We start from the raw sequence: 16,009 nt of genomic DNA, 5'->3' as shown, positions 1-16,009 counted from the left end.
TAAAATAAATTAAAATCTACACTAGATTTCTTGCATAACCATATAAAAAACCAAAGGATGTCATCCCAGTACTTGACTACTCAGATCCAGAAAATTTAACTGCAAATGAGCACATCAAGCAGTTGTATAATGAAGACTGGATTCCATCGTCACGCACTGGAATGACAAGAAAGAGGTACCAAAAGAGACCTTTGCTTGTCGCCTTAGTAGCCATTCTAAGTACCTATCATAGAATGTCATCTCAACTAGGAAGGGTGTCATCCCAGTGCCCAGACTACTTGAATCCAGGAAAGTTTGCTTGTAAGCAAGCAAACTAGCATAGGAAGTGGTTATAACGTTTTTGATGAGATTATATGGAAAACTAGATTCCAGTGTCAGCTACTTGGATGACAGGAAAAGTGATCACAATTATTTATTCTCTTCTTTGTTATCTATGTCTTGATAATCAGAATCTACTACTTTTTCTTCTTTATCATTTGGATTTCCTTCTGATGAAAAGCCATTTTCAGCACTATTTTGTTGAGATGCTTGATACATAGCTTCCCCAAGTTTCATAGATAATTGAGAAAGATTAGTAACTTTCTGCTGTATTGAATCAGCGTCATCAATGTTATCAGATTTACTAGCCTCTTTCAGCTCATTCAGTGCACTTTCAATAGCAGATTTATCTTCAGGTGAGACTTTATCACCATACTCTGTCAGAGACTTTTCTGTAGAATGAACTAAACTATCCGCCTGGTTCTTCACTTCAATAAATTTCTTACGCTTTTCATCCTCGTGAGCTTTTTCTTCAGCTTCTTTCACCATGCGATTTATTTCATCATCAGACAGACCACCTGAAGATTGAATGCGTATTTTTTGCTCTTTTCCAGTAGCTTTATCTTTTGCAGAAACGTGCGCTATTCCATTTGCATCTATGTCGAATGTCACTTCAATTTGTGGCCTTCCGCGCGGAGCAGGAGGTATCCCCTCCAAACTAAACTGGCCAAGTAGTTTATTATCAATTGCCAGTTTTCTTTCACCCTGATGTACCTTAATTGTAACAGCTGTTTGGTTATCTTCTGCAGTTGAAAATACCTGAGATTTTTTAGTGGGAATAGTAGTATTACGTTCAATAAGTGGAGTAAATACTCCTCCTAGAGTTTCAATACCAAGAGAAAGTGGAGTCACATCAAGTAGTAATACATCTCTTACATCACCTTGAATGATTCCCGCCTGTATTGCAGCTCCAATTGCTACAACTTCATCAGGATTGACTCCTCTATGTGGATCTTTGCCAAAGAATTCTTTAACTTTCTCTATGACTTTTGGCATACGAGTCATGCCACCAACAAGAACCACTTCGCCAATTTGACTAGCAGACAAACCAGCATCCTCAAGAGCTTTTTTACAAGGAGCTATAGTTCTTTCGATTAAATCATTCACTAAACTTTCAAGTTTTGCTCTTGTTAATTTCATATTTAAGTGTTTTGGGCCACTTGCATCAGCTGTAATAAACGGTAGATTTATTTCCGTTTCCATTGCGCTTGATAATTCAATTTTTGCTTTTTCAGCAGCTTCTTTGATTCTTTGCATAGCCATTGGATCATTTCTCAAATCAATGCCATTACTTTTCTTGAATTCATCTAGTAAATAACTCACTACTCCATTATCAAAGTCTTCACCTCCAAGATGGGTATCACCGTTTGTCGCTTTCACTTCGAAAACTCCATCGCCTATTTCAAGTATTGAAACGTCAAATGTACCACCACCAAGGTCATATACTACTATTGTGTGCCCATGTTTCTTATCAAGACCATAAGCAAGTGCTGCAGCAGTAGGTTCATTTACTATTCTGAGTACATTTAATCCGGCAATTTTTCCTGCATCTTTTGTTGCTTGACGTTGAGAGTCGTTGAAGTATGCTGGCACTGTTATCACAGCATCTTTTACTTCCTCTCCAAGATAAGCTTCTGCTGCCTCTTTCATGTTTTGTAGTATAAATGCACCAATTTGACTAGGAGAATATTCTTTATTATCAGTTGTTTTAACCCATGCATCACCACTTTTTGCTGCAAATACTTTGTATGGTACACTTAGATTTTTCATTTCAGGATCACTATATTGACGGCCTATTAATCTCTTAGTAGCAAAAAAGGTATTACTTGCATTGGTGGTTGCTTGTCTTTTTGCAGGAGCGCCAATCAACCTTTCTCCTGACGAAGTAAATGCAACTATAGATGGAGTAGTTCTTGCCCCTTCTTTATTTTCTATTACCTTTGTATCCTTGCCCTGCATTATTGCGACACAAGAATTTGTTGTTCCGAGATCTATGCCTATTGCTCTTGCCATAATGAGTACCCCATTGTAAATATTATCTGATATAAGAATATATAAGTATAGGGCTTATTAATTACAAGCCCTATTTAGGTTTCTAATTAGTTATTAGAACTTAAAAGGCGCGAAAGCCATTTAGTCAGCCAAAAATTGCCTCGTAGTTTATTTGAATTATCAGCTTCTTCATTGCTACTATCCCCAATTTGGTATCCAGAATTCTGTAATGGCTTATAACCGTTTAAATTAACATCATCTCCTTGTTTTAAAACAAATGTATTTACATCTAAACTGTTATCAATACTGACGTTCAATGTAATATAAAACTCTTTTTCGATTGTAGAAATTGTATTGCGTTTATTATTAAAAATATGCGCTATAACTCCACTGTGCGCTACTAAATCAAAAGACTTATTTCGATTCTTGTTAGCAATATGTTGTAAATCCCTTAGTATTGATGAAACAATTACTTCGTTTGATTTTACTCTTCCAATACCCTTGCAGTGTAAACACTCTGTAGTATTAATTTCTTGTATGTTTGGTTTAATTCTTTGTCTTGAAAATACCATTAAACCAAAGTCATTTATGTAGCTAAATTGAACTTTAGCTTTATCGTCTTTAAACGCTTGCTTTATAGCAGACTCAACAGCTCTGCAATACTGATATTTCAACATGTCAATAAAATCGACTACTATTAATCCTGAGAGGCCCCTAAGATTCACCTGTCTTGATATTTCAGGTACTGCTTCCATATTGGTTCTATAAGCTGTTTCTTCTATGCTATCTTCTCCTGTCATCTTTCCTGAATTTACGTCTATTGAAACAAACGCCTCAGTTAAAGTTATTATTAAAGACCCACCAGATGGCAACTCTACTCTATTGCTATATAACTCAGAAATTTGATCTTCGATTCCGTAATAAGTAAAGATCGGAACATAACCTCTATACAATCTATAGCGCAACTTACTACCTTTTAGTGCATTGTTAGCATATTGCCTAACTGCTTCAAAAGCTTCCTTTCCAGACACTATAACTTCTACACCATCGCTACAAAAATCACGAACAGATCTCATAATTACATCTGCTTCGTTGTAAATTAATGATGGAGCATTTACAGAGAAAGCATTTTTTTGAATGCTCTGCCATAATGAGGATAAATAATTATAATCCTGCTCAATTTCTTTCTTATTTTTTCCTGAACCAACAGTTCTTACTATTAAACCTGATCTTTTTGGCAAGTTTATTGAACTCAGTATCTCCTTTAACTGCTTTCTGACATTAACATCTTCAATTCTGCGAGACACTCCACCTTTACTCATGGAATTTGGCATGAAAACACAGTATCTACCCACTAAAGTTATGTATGTTGTAAATGAAGCTCCTTTATTGCCTCGTTCCTCTTTAGTTAGCTGAACCAATACTTTTTGATTTACTGAAATAACATCTTGTAATTTGTATTTTTTATATAAAGGTACCTCTCTTACAAAACCACTACCTGACTCGTTAACATTCTTACTAGCTGCAGAATCTAAAGAGACACTTGCTGGGGCTTCTTCTATACAATCGTCATTTGAGTAGCCCTCAAAAATAGTTTCCTTTTCTTTTTCTGGAATATTGAAGTAATCTAGAGATATCTCGGAAAAAGACAAAAAACCTTGCTTATTTTTTCCATATTCAATAAATACGGCTTGCAAAGAAGGCTCTATACGCTTTATATAAGCAACGTATATATTACCTCTTAATTGTTTTTTTTCCTTGAATTCTTGTTCAAATTCTACAACCTTGTTATTAATTGACAAGGCAACTCTTACCTCATTAGAACAGATAGAATTTTCTATCAATAATACCCTTTTACCACTATTTGTCACTTATTTACCGTTTGCTTTTTATTCTGAAGTTAACTTTATGCTACTTAATGCACTGTTGATTGTCAAGGATTTTGCAATCTGCATTATTCGATTGACTTTTAGTATTTTGCGTAATAAACTCGCATAGAATTTATTATATCATTATAAGTATGGCGAAAAAAAATGCTTCTTTGCTTGTTAAGTTAGTCAGCACTGCAATCAAGACAACAAGAGCTGGTGAAGAAAAATCAACAGGCTATTTTTATGTAAAAAAGCGTAATCCAAAAAAGCTCACCAGAAAACTGGAATTTAGAAAGTATGACCCAGTAGTCAGAAGGCATGTTCTATTTAAAGAAGAAAAATTAAAGTAGTTTTTTTATAGGAAAGTTTATTATTATGCAAAGTCTACAATTAAGTTACCCTATAATGGTAGAGTTGGGGGATGTGAAAGATACAAAGCTGAGATTAATAAAGGTCATTGCACAATTAATAAATATAAGGTACAAAACACAGAAAAAAGCAGCAATCGCTCTAAAGATTGATCAACCTAAAGTATCTCAAATCAATAGATTAAAAGTCGAAGGGTTCTCCTTAGAATACTTGCTTAACTTATTGGTTGCTTTGGACCAAGACATAAACGTAAGAATAAAGCATAATTCTAAACCTGCATAATATGTAAAGAACAAATGGTTTTAATTGCAGCACAATAAAACGGTAAGCTAAAAGGGAGCTTATTACTCAACAAAACAAGACTTAAAATTTTGTGCAATGCTATTGATTATAGCTAGATATGCATCTTTTCCAGGCTCTATGTCTGATCCAATAGGGTCAAGAACTACCATTTTTGCGTCATTAGAAAGGGCATTAGGCTTTATGCTATCTTCCTGTGAATGAGCAAATATACATTTAACGTTTTCTTCCTTCATTATCTTTTTTAGCTTCATTAAACTCTTCATACCTATGTAAGAATCCTCTTCTATAGAAAGAATAACGCTTGGATGATTTAGACCGAAATATTTTTCAAAATATTGATAAGCATCATGAGTAACGATGTATTTTTGATTTTTAAAATCATTCAGTTCTTTCATGATTTCTTTTACTTCTTGGTCTATTTTTTTTATAGCTTTTGTTGCATTAGAACTGTATCGATGGGAATTTTCTTTATCTATGTTAGACAATGTTGCACTTATAGAAAGTATCATGCTCTTTGCATTTTCGGGACTCAGCCAAATGTGTAAATCTTTTTCATCTTGAATGTGAGTGATTTTTCTAGAAAATGAATGTGGCCGAGTAGGAAGTAGGTTGATTGCCTGTGATAATTGCACTAGTTCTTTATTATTTTTGGCAAAAGTTTGAACAAACGTCTCTAAGTTATCGTCAACATAAAATATAACGTCACTTGATTCTAAATTACTCGCATCAGATGGCTTTAATATATAATTATGTGCAGATGTTGCATAGCCAAGCAATTCCGGTTCTAAAATCCCTTCTGTAACAGAAGCTACAAGTGAGTGGATAGGTTTGATTGTAGCTACAACTTTTAAATTGGATGAAAAGGCGATATTATAGTATAGTGTAAATGAAAGTAATAGAAAAAAAGTCAGTAAATGTCTCATATAAACGTTGAGAAGAAGTTAAATTTTGTCAATAAATTGAATAATGTCAATAATCGTGTTCTAAAAATAGAAAATCTTGCTCTCACATATGATGGTAAAAGAATCCTTGATAATATCAATATGTTCATGGAAAGAGGAGACGTAATTACAATACTTGGTCCAAATGGTGGAGGTAAAACCTCTTTAGTGAAAGCAATTGCTGGTATAAATAAAAATTATACTGGAAATATTGTGTTAGCTGAGAACACAAAAATTAGCTACATGCCGCAAAATTTTAGTGTTAGTAATTTGATGCCAATAACAGTTGAATATTTCCTTTTAAATAGCTCCTTGAAAAGACTAAAGAAAAATCAATCCATTATTAGAGAAGCGATAGAGTTGGTTGGTATCGGTAACATTTTGAAGAATCAAGTGTTAGAAATTTCTGCAGGGCAAACACAACTACTACTGCTTGCACGTTGTTTAATTGCAGAGCCTGACCTGATCATTCTAGATGAACCAGTTAGTGCAATGGATATTAACGCACGGGCTAAGTTCTATGATATTATAAGCAAAATAGCAAAAAACCGATTAGTGTCGATTCTTATGACTTCTCATGATCTTAACTCTGCTCTACCATGCTCAGATTACATAATTTGTATAAATAATACTGTCTACTGCCAAGGTAAGCCTGGTGAGATTATGAAAAATAGAACCCTAAATGAAATATTTAGCAGTTACGCAGCGAAATGATTCAAAATATTTTGCGTCTTCTGCACATAACTACGGTGCTGACGCGTTACAATATATTACCTTATTTACTTCCACTATCAAAAAAATCAATAAATAAAATACAAGGCCATAAACTAAAGCGTGCTCTTGAAAAATTAGGTCCGGTGTTCATTAAGTTTGGGCAGTCTATCTCATCACGTACTGATGTTTTAAATGAGGATATAACAAATAACTTGTTATTGATATGTGATAGATTGCCATCGTTTTCACATAAAATAGCAGTTAAAACTATAGAAAGTGAGTTTAATTGTAAATTGAGCGACATTTTTTCAAGCTTTTCTGAAAAGCCAATTGCAGCAGCATCGATTTCTCAGGTGCATAGAGCGGTTACAACTGAGGGTAAAGAAGTTGCTGTGAAGGTTTTAAGGCCAAATATTGAGAAAACATTCTCAAGGGATATAAAGATGCTTTCTTGGCTTGCGGAAATTGCAGAAAAATTTAGCGAACAATCAAAAAGGCTGAAGCCGATTGAATTAGTCAAAACTTTTGCTGAAATTTGCCGATTAGAGTTAGATCTACGTTTTGAAGCTGCTCACTCTTCGGAACTAAAGGAAAACACAAAAAATGACAGAGGTTTTTACGTACCTGAAGTAGATTGGAATAGAACTTCAAGAAAGGTTTTAACATTAGAATGGATAGAAGCAACGCCAATATACGAAGTTGAAAAACTGAATAATCATAAGCAAATAGCTATCAACCTTATAGAATCGTTTTGTAATCAGGTATACAGGGATTGTTTTTTTCATGCTGATATGCATCCTGGAAATCTAATGGTTGATAGTAATAACAATATTATTGCCCTGGATTGTGGAATCATGGGTAGAATAGATCGTGAGACATGCTATTACGTTATAGAGATACTCAAAGGCTTTTTAAATCGGGATTATGATCACGTTGCAAAAATGCACTTTAAAGCTGGTTACGTTTCATCACAGCATAGAAATTTTGTCACAGCTTGCAGGGCAATAGGTGAACCCATTATTGGGCAGCCTATACAGAAAGTTTCATTTGCTAGTTTACTTGCTCAGCTATTAAAAATAACGGGTGATTTTGATATGAAAGTTCAAACACAATTGTTATTGCTGCAGAAAACTATGATTTTACTGGAAGGGACATGTAGAAAGATCTACTCAGAAATCAATATGTGGAAAGTAGTTGAAGCGTGGATAAGCAGTCAACATGAAAATAAAATAGGGTATAGGGAAAAAATTAAAAGTTCTTATCCCATAAAAACAATCCAAGGAATATTTAGCCTTATAGAAAAATTGAACCTAATAGCTGATAAAAAATTAGAAAACATCCAAATTAAAAATAAATCAAATGGAAAAGTCTATTTTTTGCTGTGGTCTGTAATTATAATTCTAATTGTTAAATTTTTAATTTCTTAAACTGTGGGAAAAAACTGCGTCAAGCCCAATTTTTATTCAACTTAATTTTTGTATCTATTCAGGGGCATCGCAAATATTGAAGCAAAAGTGGTCAGTGCTTACTGTACGAACATTGTGATTTTAGCTTACCAGGGGGGTGTCATTCGAGTAGCTGACACTGGTTCCTTTATGACGGCAGTGCCCAGACACTGGTTTCCATCCAAAAGGGCAGTGCCTCCTCTTGTCATCCCAGTGCTCCTATAATGTCATCCCAGTGCGTGACACTGGGATGACACCCTACTAGCGGAAGTTACCCTCAAATATGTTAGCTATAAACATTAAGAAATTTACCAAATGAAAAAAAAGGCAAAAGAAGCCCTGGGGTTATTATCCGCTTTAAAATATTGGCGTTTTTTATGTTTTAAACGCTTGACAAGCGAGATTCAGCCGCTTTTAATTGCAACTAACTTACGCTGCAAATGTTTAAGAAATTTACTAAGCAGAAAGAAAGACAAAGAATCCCCGAGTTAGCTAGTCTTTTACTATCTCTGTCGAGTATTGGCATTTTTTGATGTCTTGTAACGCTTTGTAAGCGCGTTCAGCTTATTTAGATAAAAATCTAGATGTAGATGAAGTTTTGTAAAGACATACAGTATCTATATACTGCAAAAAATTGAACATAAGACGCCGATACATTAAGTAATCCTTACCTTTTAATCTGCAGATTGGCGAAAGCAAATACAATAGCTTCAGTCTCATGATAAAGGGGCTGGCGGAGTTTGTCAAGGAAGTTTTTATGGCCTAGCGTCACGCGCTGGAATAACAACGTAAGGTGAATTTTTCAATATCCTGAAATTACAGAATTTAGTCTGTTTAATTAAGTGTGAACTGTTACAAACAAGAAGCCTACTTTAAGTAGTCTAGAGAGTGTTCGGAAGATCAGCCAGTATACCTAAAATTTCAGCTATATTCCTTGGGCTATTTTTCAATAGTAGAATGGTGTGCTGTAACCTCTTGCTTCACATCTAAGCTTAAGTCAATTATTGAGATGTTTTCTTCATCATAATCTATGTCTTTTATTAACATATCGTCAGTAATAGTCAAAAGGTCAGGTGGAGAAAGAATAGTTCTTTTATTACCAGCTCTCATTCCCACAACTCCAAGCTCTATAGCAAGTGGTATTTTTTTATCGCCAACCCTAAATTGCACTGTTTGATCTTTGACTATATATTCCCCATTATGCTCCTTTACGCTATATTTAACCGATATCTCATCACCGCACCTTACTTGTTTTCCAGTCTTGTTAATTAAGTCATTAAAAACCATCAGATTATTTACTGAGTCGGGATATTTATCCTTTACTTCAATCAGTTTGACGTAATAAGAATTAAAATTCATTTTGTTATCATTGGCAATAGTAACTACACGCTCTCCGCCTTCTTTCATACCTATTACCCCTAAACTCACTTCTTTTAGGTCATCTTGACCTATTTTCAAAGTAACATCAGAAACTTTGCTAGGGAGTGTTGCTAAGTTATTATTAGAAATTTTATATATTTGCAGTAGGACTTCCAGGCCGCAGAAAGCCTTGCTGCCACTGCCTTCAGTAATTTCATAAAAATTTATTGAATCTTCTTCTTTTTGCTGCGTCATTTCTTCTAAATATTCTGTTAGCCCATGCTTTTCAATATAGCGGTCAAGTGCTGATTCAAGTATTGGCTTCACTAGGTAATGTGCTATCGTCTGTATCAAACCACCATGCGTGGCATTTATCTCATAAAGCTTGTCCTTTTTTTCCGGTTTACCTTTGTTTATATAGACAATAGTAAACACAAAAGCAGAAGTTAAAGTGAGAATCGTTACTACAGAAATAAGCATTTGTAATATAATTTTTCTAACCATCTTTCTTTACTTGATTTAATAAATCATATAAATAATTAGTATCCCCTGAAAGCGCACTCAAATTATCCAAGCCTTGTTTAAAGAGGCCGTCTATATAGTCCTCTACTTCACTTTTACCAAGCACAGACATTAGATTATTTGTTTTATCTTGTTCGTAGTCTTCAATATCATCCCTAGCTTGAAAGATAAGCCCTAGGTTTATTCCATAGTTATATAATGCTCTCCGCTGCTTGTCTGTGGCACCTCCTATTATGGCGCCTATTTCGCATGAAGCTGCAAATAGTTTTGCGGTTTTCATCAAATGAATTTCTTTTGTTTTATTAAAATCTGTGTCAATATCTAAAGCCTGTCCTCCTACCATTCCCCTAATTCCTATTGCTTGAGAGAGCACTTTTATGATCTCACAGCGTTTCTCATTTAACGAAGATAATACCTCAAAAGCCAGAGTAAGTAGTGCATCTCCGGCAAGCACTGCTGTTGCTTCATCAAATTTTTTATGGCAGCTCAGCTGGCTTCTGCGAGTATCACTGTTGTCCATGCACGGTAAATCATCGTGAATTAGAGAGTAAGCATGAACAAATTCAATCGCTGCAGCAGCTGATATTACTTTTTTAGCTTCTACGTTAAACACTCGCGATGAAGCTACGACTAAAAAGGAGCGTATATGTTTTGCAGGAGCAAGGAGTATATAACGCATAGCTGATATAAGCTTATTCTCACTATTTTCAGGTAAGAGTTTGTTTACTTCTACAATAAGCAAATTTTTCGTTATTTCGTCTAGCATTTTTGAATTGTTAATCACCTAGCACGTAACGCTAGCCAGCTAGGGCAGTAAAAAACTTTGCTGTAGTTTACCAGTTATAAAAGATATTGCAAACATAAAAATTTTTTATAACATCAAAGAATAGGTTATTTTTTTGGTAAGAAATGTGAATAGCGAACTAGCAAAGAGCACTAGAGAAGACATAGAAGAAAAAGTGAAAAAGATTATACTAGAGCACATTAGTAAGGATGTAGAGAAATTCAACAGCTCTTCAAAGCTTTCGGAGCATGGTACAGACAGCTTAGATGCAGTTGAAATCATCATGGCAGCAGAAGAAGAGTTTGGAATAGAAATTCCAGATGAAGATGCACAAAAAATGGAAACTATGGAGCAAATAGTTGAGTACATTAATAATAAAAAAGGCTAATAGTTAGTGTTAAATGAGCAGAAGAGTAGTAGTCACTGGTGTTGGTTTAATCACTCCACTAGCAGCAGATGTTGACAACACTTGGTCAAGGCTAATAAAAAGTGAGTCTGGCATAAAAGCAATCAATACGGATAGATTTGACTCTTCTGATCTTGCTTGCAAGGTTGCAGGGCAGGTGCCGTTGCAATCAGACAACATTGAGCACCATTTCAATCCACTAGATTATATTTCTGAGAAAGACTCAAAAAGGACAGATCGTTTTATCCATTACGGTATTGCAGCAGCTATTCAGGCAGTAGATGATTCATTAATTTTGGAAAGCCAAAATATCAATCGGGAACGTGTTGGTGTGACTATTGGCTCTGGTATAGGTGGTCTTCCGTCAATTCAGGAAAATGTTATTACCATGCAGGAAAAAGGGCCCAGACGTGTCAGTCCATTTTTTGTCCCTGCAAGTCTAATAAATTTGATATCTGGCCATATTTCTATTAAATACGAATTTACAGGTCCAAACGATTCAGCAGTAACCGCATGTGCAACAGGTGCGCATGCAATCATAAACTCAGCAAGAACTATAAAACTTGGTGAAGCGGATGTTATGATTGCAGGTGGAGCAGAAAGTGCACTGTGTAGAGTTGGAATTGCAGGTTTTGCATCTATGAAGGCGTTATCAACTAAATTTAACGATAAACCGGAAGAAGCTTCAAGGCCATGGGATGAAGAACGCGATGGATTTGTCATGGGTGAAGGAGCAGGTATATTGGTGCTGGAGGAATACGAACATGCAAAAAAAAGGGGGGCAAAAATACATGCTGAACTGGTTGGGTACGGACTCACAGGAGATGCGCACCACATTACAGCACCACATCCAGAAGGAAGAGGCGCATTTAAGGCAATGCAGCTTGCTTTAAAGAGTGCACAAATTAATCCCGATCAAGTAGGGTATATCAATGCACATGGAACTTCAACACCACTTGGAGATAAAATTGAAGTAATAGCAATGAAACAGTTATTCGGTGACTACGTTTATAAAACACCTGTTTCTTCAACTAAATCTTCTATAGGACATTTACTTGGTGCTGCAGGGAGCGTTGAAGCAATATTCAGTATTCTTGCGTTAAATAATGGAATTATTCCGCCAACCTTAAATTTACATAAACCTTCAGAAGGATGTGATTTAAATTTTGTACCGCTTAAAGCTCAGGAGCATAAAATTCAATATGCACTTTCTAATTCGTTTGGTTTTGGTGGCACTAATGCATCGCTCATATTTGGACAAGTGTAATCAATTCTGCTGCTGAATAGCTAAAATGTACGAACATTATGATCTGTGATAGCTATATTATCTGTAATTTGCCTTTTACGGTCAATCTATTATACTTAGTAAGACTTCAATAAACTAATGAATTATACTTTATATCTAATTAAATGCACAAGATATTAATAAGAAATAACTACAAACCCCTGGTTGGAAAAATCAAGATCAATGGTTCAAAGAATGCTATTTTACCAATAATGGCAGCAAGTCTATTGAGTAGCTTCCCGGTAATTTTGCATAATGTACCTGATTTAATTGATGTGCATCTAATGTCTAAGCTGCTTGAGAGTCTTGGAGCGAAAGTGAACTTTATGCACAATAAAGATTATAAAGCGAACCATACTTTGAAAATTGACTGCAGCAATATCAACAATCACGTGATGCCATATAAAACCGCAAGTAAGCTAAGAACTTCTTTTCTAATATTGGGTCCAATGCTTAGCAGATTTGGCAAAGCGAGAACAGCATTTCCTGGTGGATGCAACATTGGAAAGCGTCCCGTTGATATGCATATTAAAGCATTAGAAGAAATGGGAGCTAAAATTGAAATTGACGGCTATAATATAATTGCAACAGTGAAAGGAAAGCTACAAGGAAAAGAAATCACATTTGAGAAAATAAGTGTTGGCGCAACAGAAAATGTAATAATGGCAGCAACATTTGCAGAAGGAGTGACAACAATAAACAATGCTGCAACTGAGCCGGAAGTTCTTGATTTAATAGATTTTCTGAAGAAAATGGGTGCTGATATTGAAATTGATAATACAAAGGTCATAATAACAGGAGTTGAAGCACTAAATGGATGTGTTCATAAAATAATACCAGATCGCATAGAAGCAGGCACCTATGCACTAGCTGCTATAATAACCGGTGGTAAGTTGGAGTTGGAAGGAATAAATCTATCTGATATAAGGTGTATTACAAATGAGTTGGAGACTATAGGAGCTATGGTTGAACTGTATGATGGAGGCATTGTTATTTCCAGAAAAAATGGCTCTATTAAGTCTGCTAACGTTGCGACAGATCCATACCCCAATTTTCCCAGTGATATGCAACCACAACTGATGTCTGCAATGTGCATCGCTGATGGGATATCAGTAATTGAAGAGAACATTTTTGAAAACAGATTTACACATGCAGATGAATTGAGAAAGTTAGGTGCTAATATCAGCATCGAGAAAAGCAAAGCTACTATAAGTGGAATAAAAAGCTTATCCGGAGCTAATCTATATGCTACTGACTTAAGATCAACAGCAGCTTTGGTGCTTGCTTCTTTGGTAGCCGGTGGAGAAATTATAATAAACAATTCACATCATTTATGGAGAGGATATGAAGCAATGCATGAAAAACTCAATTCATGTGGAGCTGATATCTCCATTTCGTCTTGAGGATATTTTATGAATGAAGCAACCAAACGAACTATAGTAAAAGAAATAGATGAAATCTTATATGAAGAACATAAGGTATTAGACCATGGATTTATTCGAGTAGTGGATTATATGGGCTCTGATAGCGCTATAGTTCAAGCTGCTCGTGTTTCTTATGGCAAGGGAACAAAACAGATAAGTCAGGATGAAGCACTTATAAAGTATTTAATGAGACATCATCATACAACTCCATTTGAAATGTGTGAAATTAAGTTTCACGTGAAACTTCCAATTTTTATTGCAAGACAGTGGATAAGGCATAGAACTGCAAATGTGAATGAATATTCAGCAAGGTATTCGATACTTGATAATGAATTTTATATACCAAAACCAGAACAGGTTGCAAAACAATCTGACAATAACAAACAAGGTAGTGGGGAAGCTTTTGATCCAGATACCTCAAAGGAAATAATAGATTCTCTAACAAATGACTCTAATTTAGTATATTCTCATTATGAAAAATTTATTGAGCAGGGGCTTGCAAGAGAAATTGCCCGAACCAACCTAACGCTTAATTACTACACGCAATTTTATTGGAAAATAGATCTGCATAACCTCCTTCATTTTTTGAAGCTTAGAGCTGATAAGCATGCCCAATATGAAATCAGAGTTTATGCAGAAGTTATGCTGGATATAATAAAAAAATGGGTCCCATTGGCCTACAATGCCTTTGTTGAATATTGCCTAGAATCAGCCCACATTTCAAAAACTGGTCTTGAAATAATTCGCAAATTAATAAAAGGAGAAAATGTTACGAGAGAAGAAAGTGGCATTGGTAAAAGAGAATGGGATGAGCTAATGTCTATACTTGGTAAATAGCCAAAAAGATCAAGTTAGGTCCGTTCACAGACTTGCAGGTGTGAACAACAATTGATTCATGCCTTTATCAACTGATATATCAATTATTTTTGAATTTGTTCTTTCCGTTGTTTCATAAAGCTTTTCAGCTTTTTTTGATATTCGTGTTGCATTTCTAAGTCCAATATGAACTTCGCAATAATCTGCAAAATTTTTAATATACATATCATATGAATAATGGTTTACAGCAAGTTCCATTGCCCTACAAACTTCCTCTAATGTAAAATTGGCAATTCCTGTATCAGGACAAAAGCCAATCGCTCCTTTATTAGGGTCAAAAAATATGTATTTATCATTCTCTGCTTTATACACCAACATAGAATGCCCCTCATCCTCGATGAAACCTCCTCTATTATAAGCATCGCAAAAATAACTAAATTCTAAGTAGCATTCTATCTCTACATCATTTAACGCACATTTGATTTGTTCTTGCTCAGTATAGATCCATAGTTCTGTTGAAGAGAAATTATTATATAATTTCTTATATATTGTCTCATCATAATAAAATTGATCTCCTTCTCGCCTTTCAATGCTCTGAACATCAAGAATAGGTAAGAATTGCGATAAAAACTGCATCATTAATAACTTTTTCGTTTGTTCTTTTTTTTCATCAATATAATTCATAAAATCTTGTTCAGATATAATATTATTAGACTCGAGAAATGCAACAAAATCTTGCCTATTCTCTAATTTTACAAAAGTAATAAAGTAACTTAATGAGTGACATAGCCCTTTTTGGGGATCAAAATCTAAAGTTTCTTCAAATCTATCTTTCAATTGTGCAATTTGTGATATACTATCTGATATGCAATCATTTAAATTAAATTGAATGGCTTGCTCACTTTCAAATAATTTATTGTATTTTTCTTCAGCTGATAAATCTGGCGCTTTATATACATATCTACCATTTTCTCTATGTATACCTTCTATATCTTTAATGATACCACATTCTACATTTTTACTGATAGAAGTTTTGTGCTTCCTTAGAGCATGTCTTCAAACTCAAGAATGAGCTAATTTGTGAAGCATAATAGTGATCATATTAAAAAAGATGTTATTTTTTGAAGTGAGAGGAGAATGCTCATAATCCTTACTCATACGTCTAAAATTGGAGAGCCAAGCAAAGGTTCTCTCAACAATCCAACGTTTAGGAATAACCTGAAATCCTGTATCAACTACTTTCTTGGTAATCGTCAACAAACATCCAGTTTCCAATAAACAGCGGTTTTGCAATTTACCTGTATATCCTTGATCAGCAAAAAACTTACGTAATGTTGGAGCTTTGCATTTGGCTTGAACAAAAAGATTTAGTGCACCATCACGATCTTGAATGCTTGCACTGTGTACTTCAGCAGCAATTACAAGACCTAGAGTATCTACAACGATGTGGCGTTTTCTAC

The 16,009-nt window shown here is 34.8% G+C and carries 15 protein-coding genes; 8 read left to right on the top strand and 7 right to left on the bottom strand.

All coding sequences use genetic code 11. The features are described 5' to 3' along the window. Positions 1 to 408 precede the first annotated feature (408 nt). Entirely contained in the window at positions 409 to 2,331 is a 1,923-nt protein-coding gene (dnaK, locus tag NOX90_RS05740) for a molecular chaperone DnaK (protein WP_375603872.1), read from the bottom strand. An 86-nt stretch (positions 2,332 to 2,417) separates the two neighbouring features. After that, entirely contained in the window at positions 2,418 to 4,181 is a 1,764-nt protein-coding gene (locus tag NOX90_RS05735) for an Rne/Rng family ribonuclease (protein WP_375603871.1), read from the bottom strand. Between the two features lie 149 nt (positions 4,182 to 4,330). Between NOX90_RS05735 and rpmG the strand changes: the two genes are divergently transcribed. Continuing rightward, positions 4,331 to 4,531, top strand: coding sequence for a 50S ribosomal protein L33 (gene rpmG / locus NOX90_RS05730; protein WP_006279743.1), 201 nt, complete (start codon positions 4,331 to 4,333; stop codon positions 4,529 to 4,531). A gap of 25 nt (positions 4,532 to 4,556) precedes the next feature. Further along, complete coding sequence (locus NOX90_RS05725) at positions 4,557 to 4,832, top strand: helix-turn-helix domain-containing protein (RefSeq protein ID WP_250296286.1); 276 nt, start codon at positions 4,557 to 4,559, stop codon at positions 4,830 to 4,832. A 62-nt stretch (positions 4,833 to 4,894) separates the two neighbouring features. Here the strand turns inward: NOX90_RS05725 and NOX90_RS05720 are convergent, their stop codons facing one another. Then, positions 4,895 to 5,776, bottom strand: coding sequence for a zinc ABC transporter substrate-binding protein (locus NOX90_RS05720; protein WP_375603870.1), 882 nt, complete (start codon positions 5,774 to 5,776; stop codon positions 4,895 to 4,897). Between NOX90_RS05720 and NOX90_RS05715 the strand changes: the two genes are divergently transcribed. Together NOX90_RS05715 and ubiB are read left to right on the top strand one after the other, a co-directional pair. Continuing rightward, positions 5,768 to 6,508 carry a metal ABC transporter ATP-binding protein gene (locus NOX90_RS05715; protein WP_375603869.1) on the top strand — a complete coding sequence of 247 codons (741 nt, stop codon included), beginning with the start codon at positions 5,768 to 5,770 and terminating at the stop codon, positions 6,506 to 6,508. The two genes, NOX90_RS05720 and NOX90_RS05715, sit on opposite strands and share 9 nt — an antisense overlap. Continuing rightward, the gene (gene ubiB, locus NOX90_RS05710; RefSeq protein WP_375603868.1) at positions 6,505 to 7,935 is read left to right on the top strand and encodes a 2-polyprenylphenol 6-hydroxylase; all 1,431 of its coding nucleotides are present in this window, start codon (positions 6,505 to 6,507) and stop codon (positions 7,933 to 7,935) included. The genes NOX90_RS05715 and ubiB overlap by 4 nt, the downstream gene beginning before the upstream one ends. A 957-nt stretch (positions 7,936 to 8,892) precedes the next feature. Here the strand turns inward: ubiB and NOX90_RS05705 are convergent. Beyond that, entirely contained in the window at positions 8,893 to 9,816 is a 924-nt protein-coding gene (locus NOX90_RS05705) for an FKBP-type peptidyl-prolyl cis-trans isomerase (RefSeq protein ID WP_375603867.1), read from the bottom strand. Continuing rightward, entirely contained in the window at positions 9,809 to 10,600 is a 792-nt protein-coding gene (locus NOX90_RS05700) for a polyprenyl synthetase family protein (RefSeq protein WP_375603866.1), read from the bottom strand. Before NOX90_RS05700 ends, NOX90_RS05705 begins: the two co-directional genes overlap by 8 nt. A 145-nt stretch (positions 10,601 to 10,745) precedes the next feature. Here NOX90_RS05700 and acpP point away from each other — a divergent pair, with 145 nt between their 5' ends. From acpP to thyX, 4 genes are all read left to right on the top strand, one after another. Further along, the gene (gene acpP, locus NOX90_RS05695; protein WP_006279836.1) at positions 10,746 to 11,006 is read left to right on the top strand and encodes an acyl carrier protein; all 261 of its coding nucleotides are present in this window, start codon (positions 10,746 to 10,748) and stop codon (positions 11,004 to 11,006) included. Between the two features lie 13 nt (positions 11,007 to 11,019). Continuing rightward, positions 11,020 to 12,291, top strand: coding sequence for a beta-ketoacyl-ACP synthase II (gene fabF, locus NOX90_RS05690; protein WP_375603865.1), 1,272 nt, complete (start codon positions 11,020 to 11,022; stop codon positions 12,289 to 12,291). A gap of 143 nt (positions 12,292 to 12,434) precedes the next feature. After that, positions 12,435 to 13,712, top strand: coding sequence for a UDP-N-acetylglucosamine 1-carboxyvinyltransferase (murA, locus tag NOX90_RS05685; protein WP_375603864.1), 1,278 nt, complete (start codon positions 12,435 to 12,437; stop codon positions 13,710 to 13,712). Positions 13,713 to 13,721: 9 nt separating this feature from the next. Then, the gene (gene thyX, locus NOX90_RS05680) at positions 13,722 to 14,570 is read left to right on the top strand and encodes an FAD-dependent thymidylate synthase (RefSeq protein WP_375603863.1); all 849 of its coding nucleotides are present in this window, start codon (positions 13,722 to 13,724) and stop codon (positions 14,568 to 14,570) included. Positions 14,571 to 14,594: 24 nt separating this feature from the next. Here the strand turns inward: thyX and NOX90_RS05675 are convergent, their stop codons facing one another. Beyond that, entirely contained in the window at positions 14,595 to 15,386 is a 792-nt protein-coding gene (locus NOX90_RS05675; RefSeq protein WP_375603862.1) for a hypothetical protein, read from the bottom strand. A gap of 225 nt (positions 15,387 to 15,611) precedes the next feature. Beyond that, positions 15,612 to 15,995, bottom strand: a complete 384-nt coding sequence (locus tag NOX90_RS05670) for a transposase (protein WP_375604573.1) — start codon at positions 15,993 to 15,995, stop codon at positions 15,612 to 15,614. Between the last annotated feature and the right edge of the window lie 14 nt (positions 15,996 to 16,009).

Source organism: Wolbachia endosymbiont of Anurida maritima (assembly GCF_042182995.1).
GTDB lineage: Bacteria > Pseudomonadota > Alphaproteobacteria > Rickettsiales > Anaplasmataceae > Wolbachia.
This window is presented reverse-complemented; position numbering and strand designations above follow the sequence as displayed.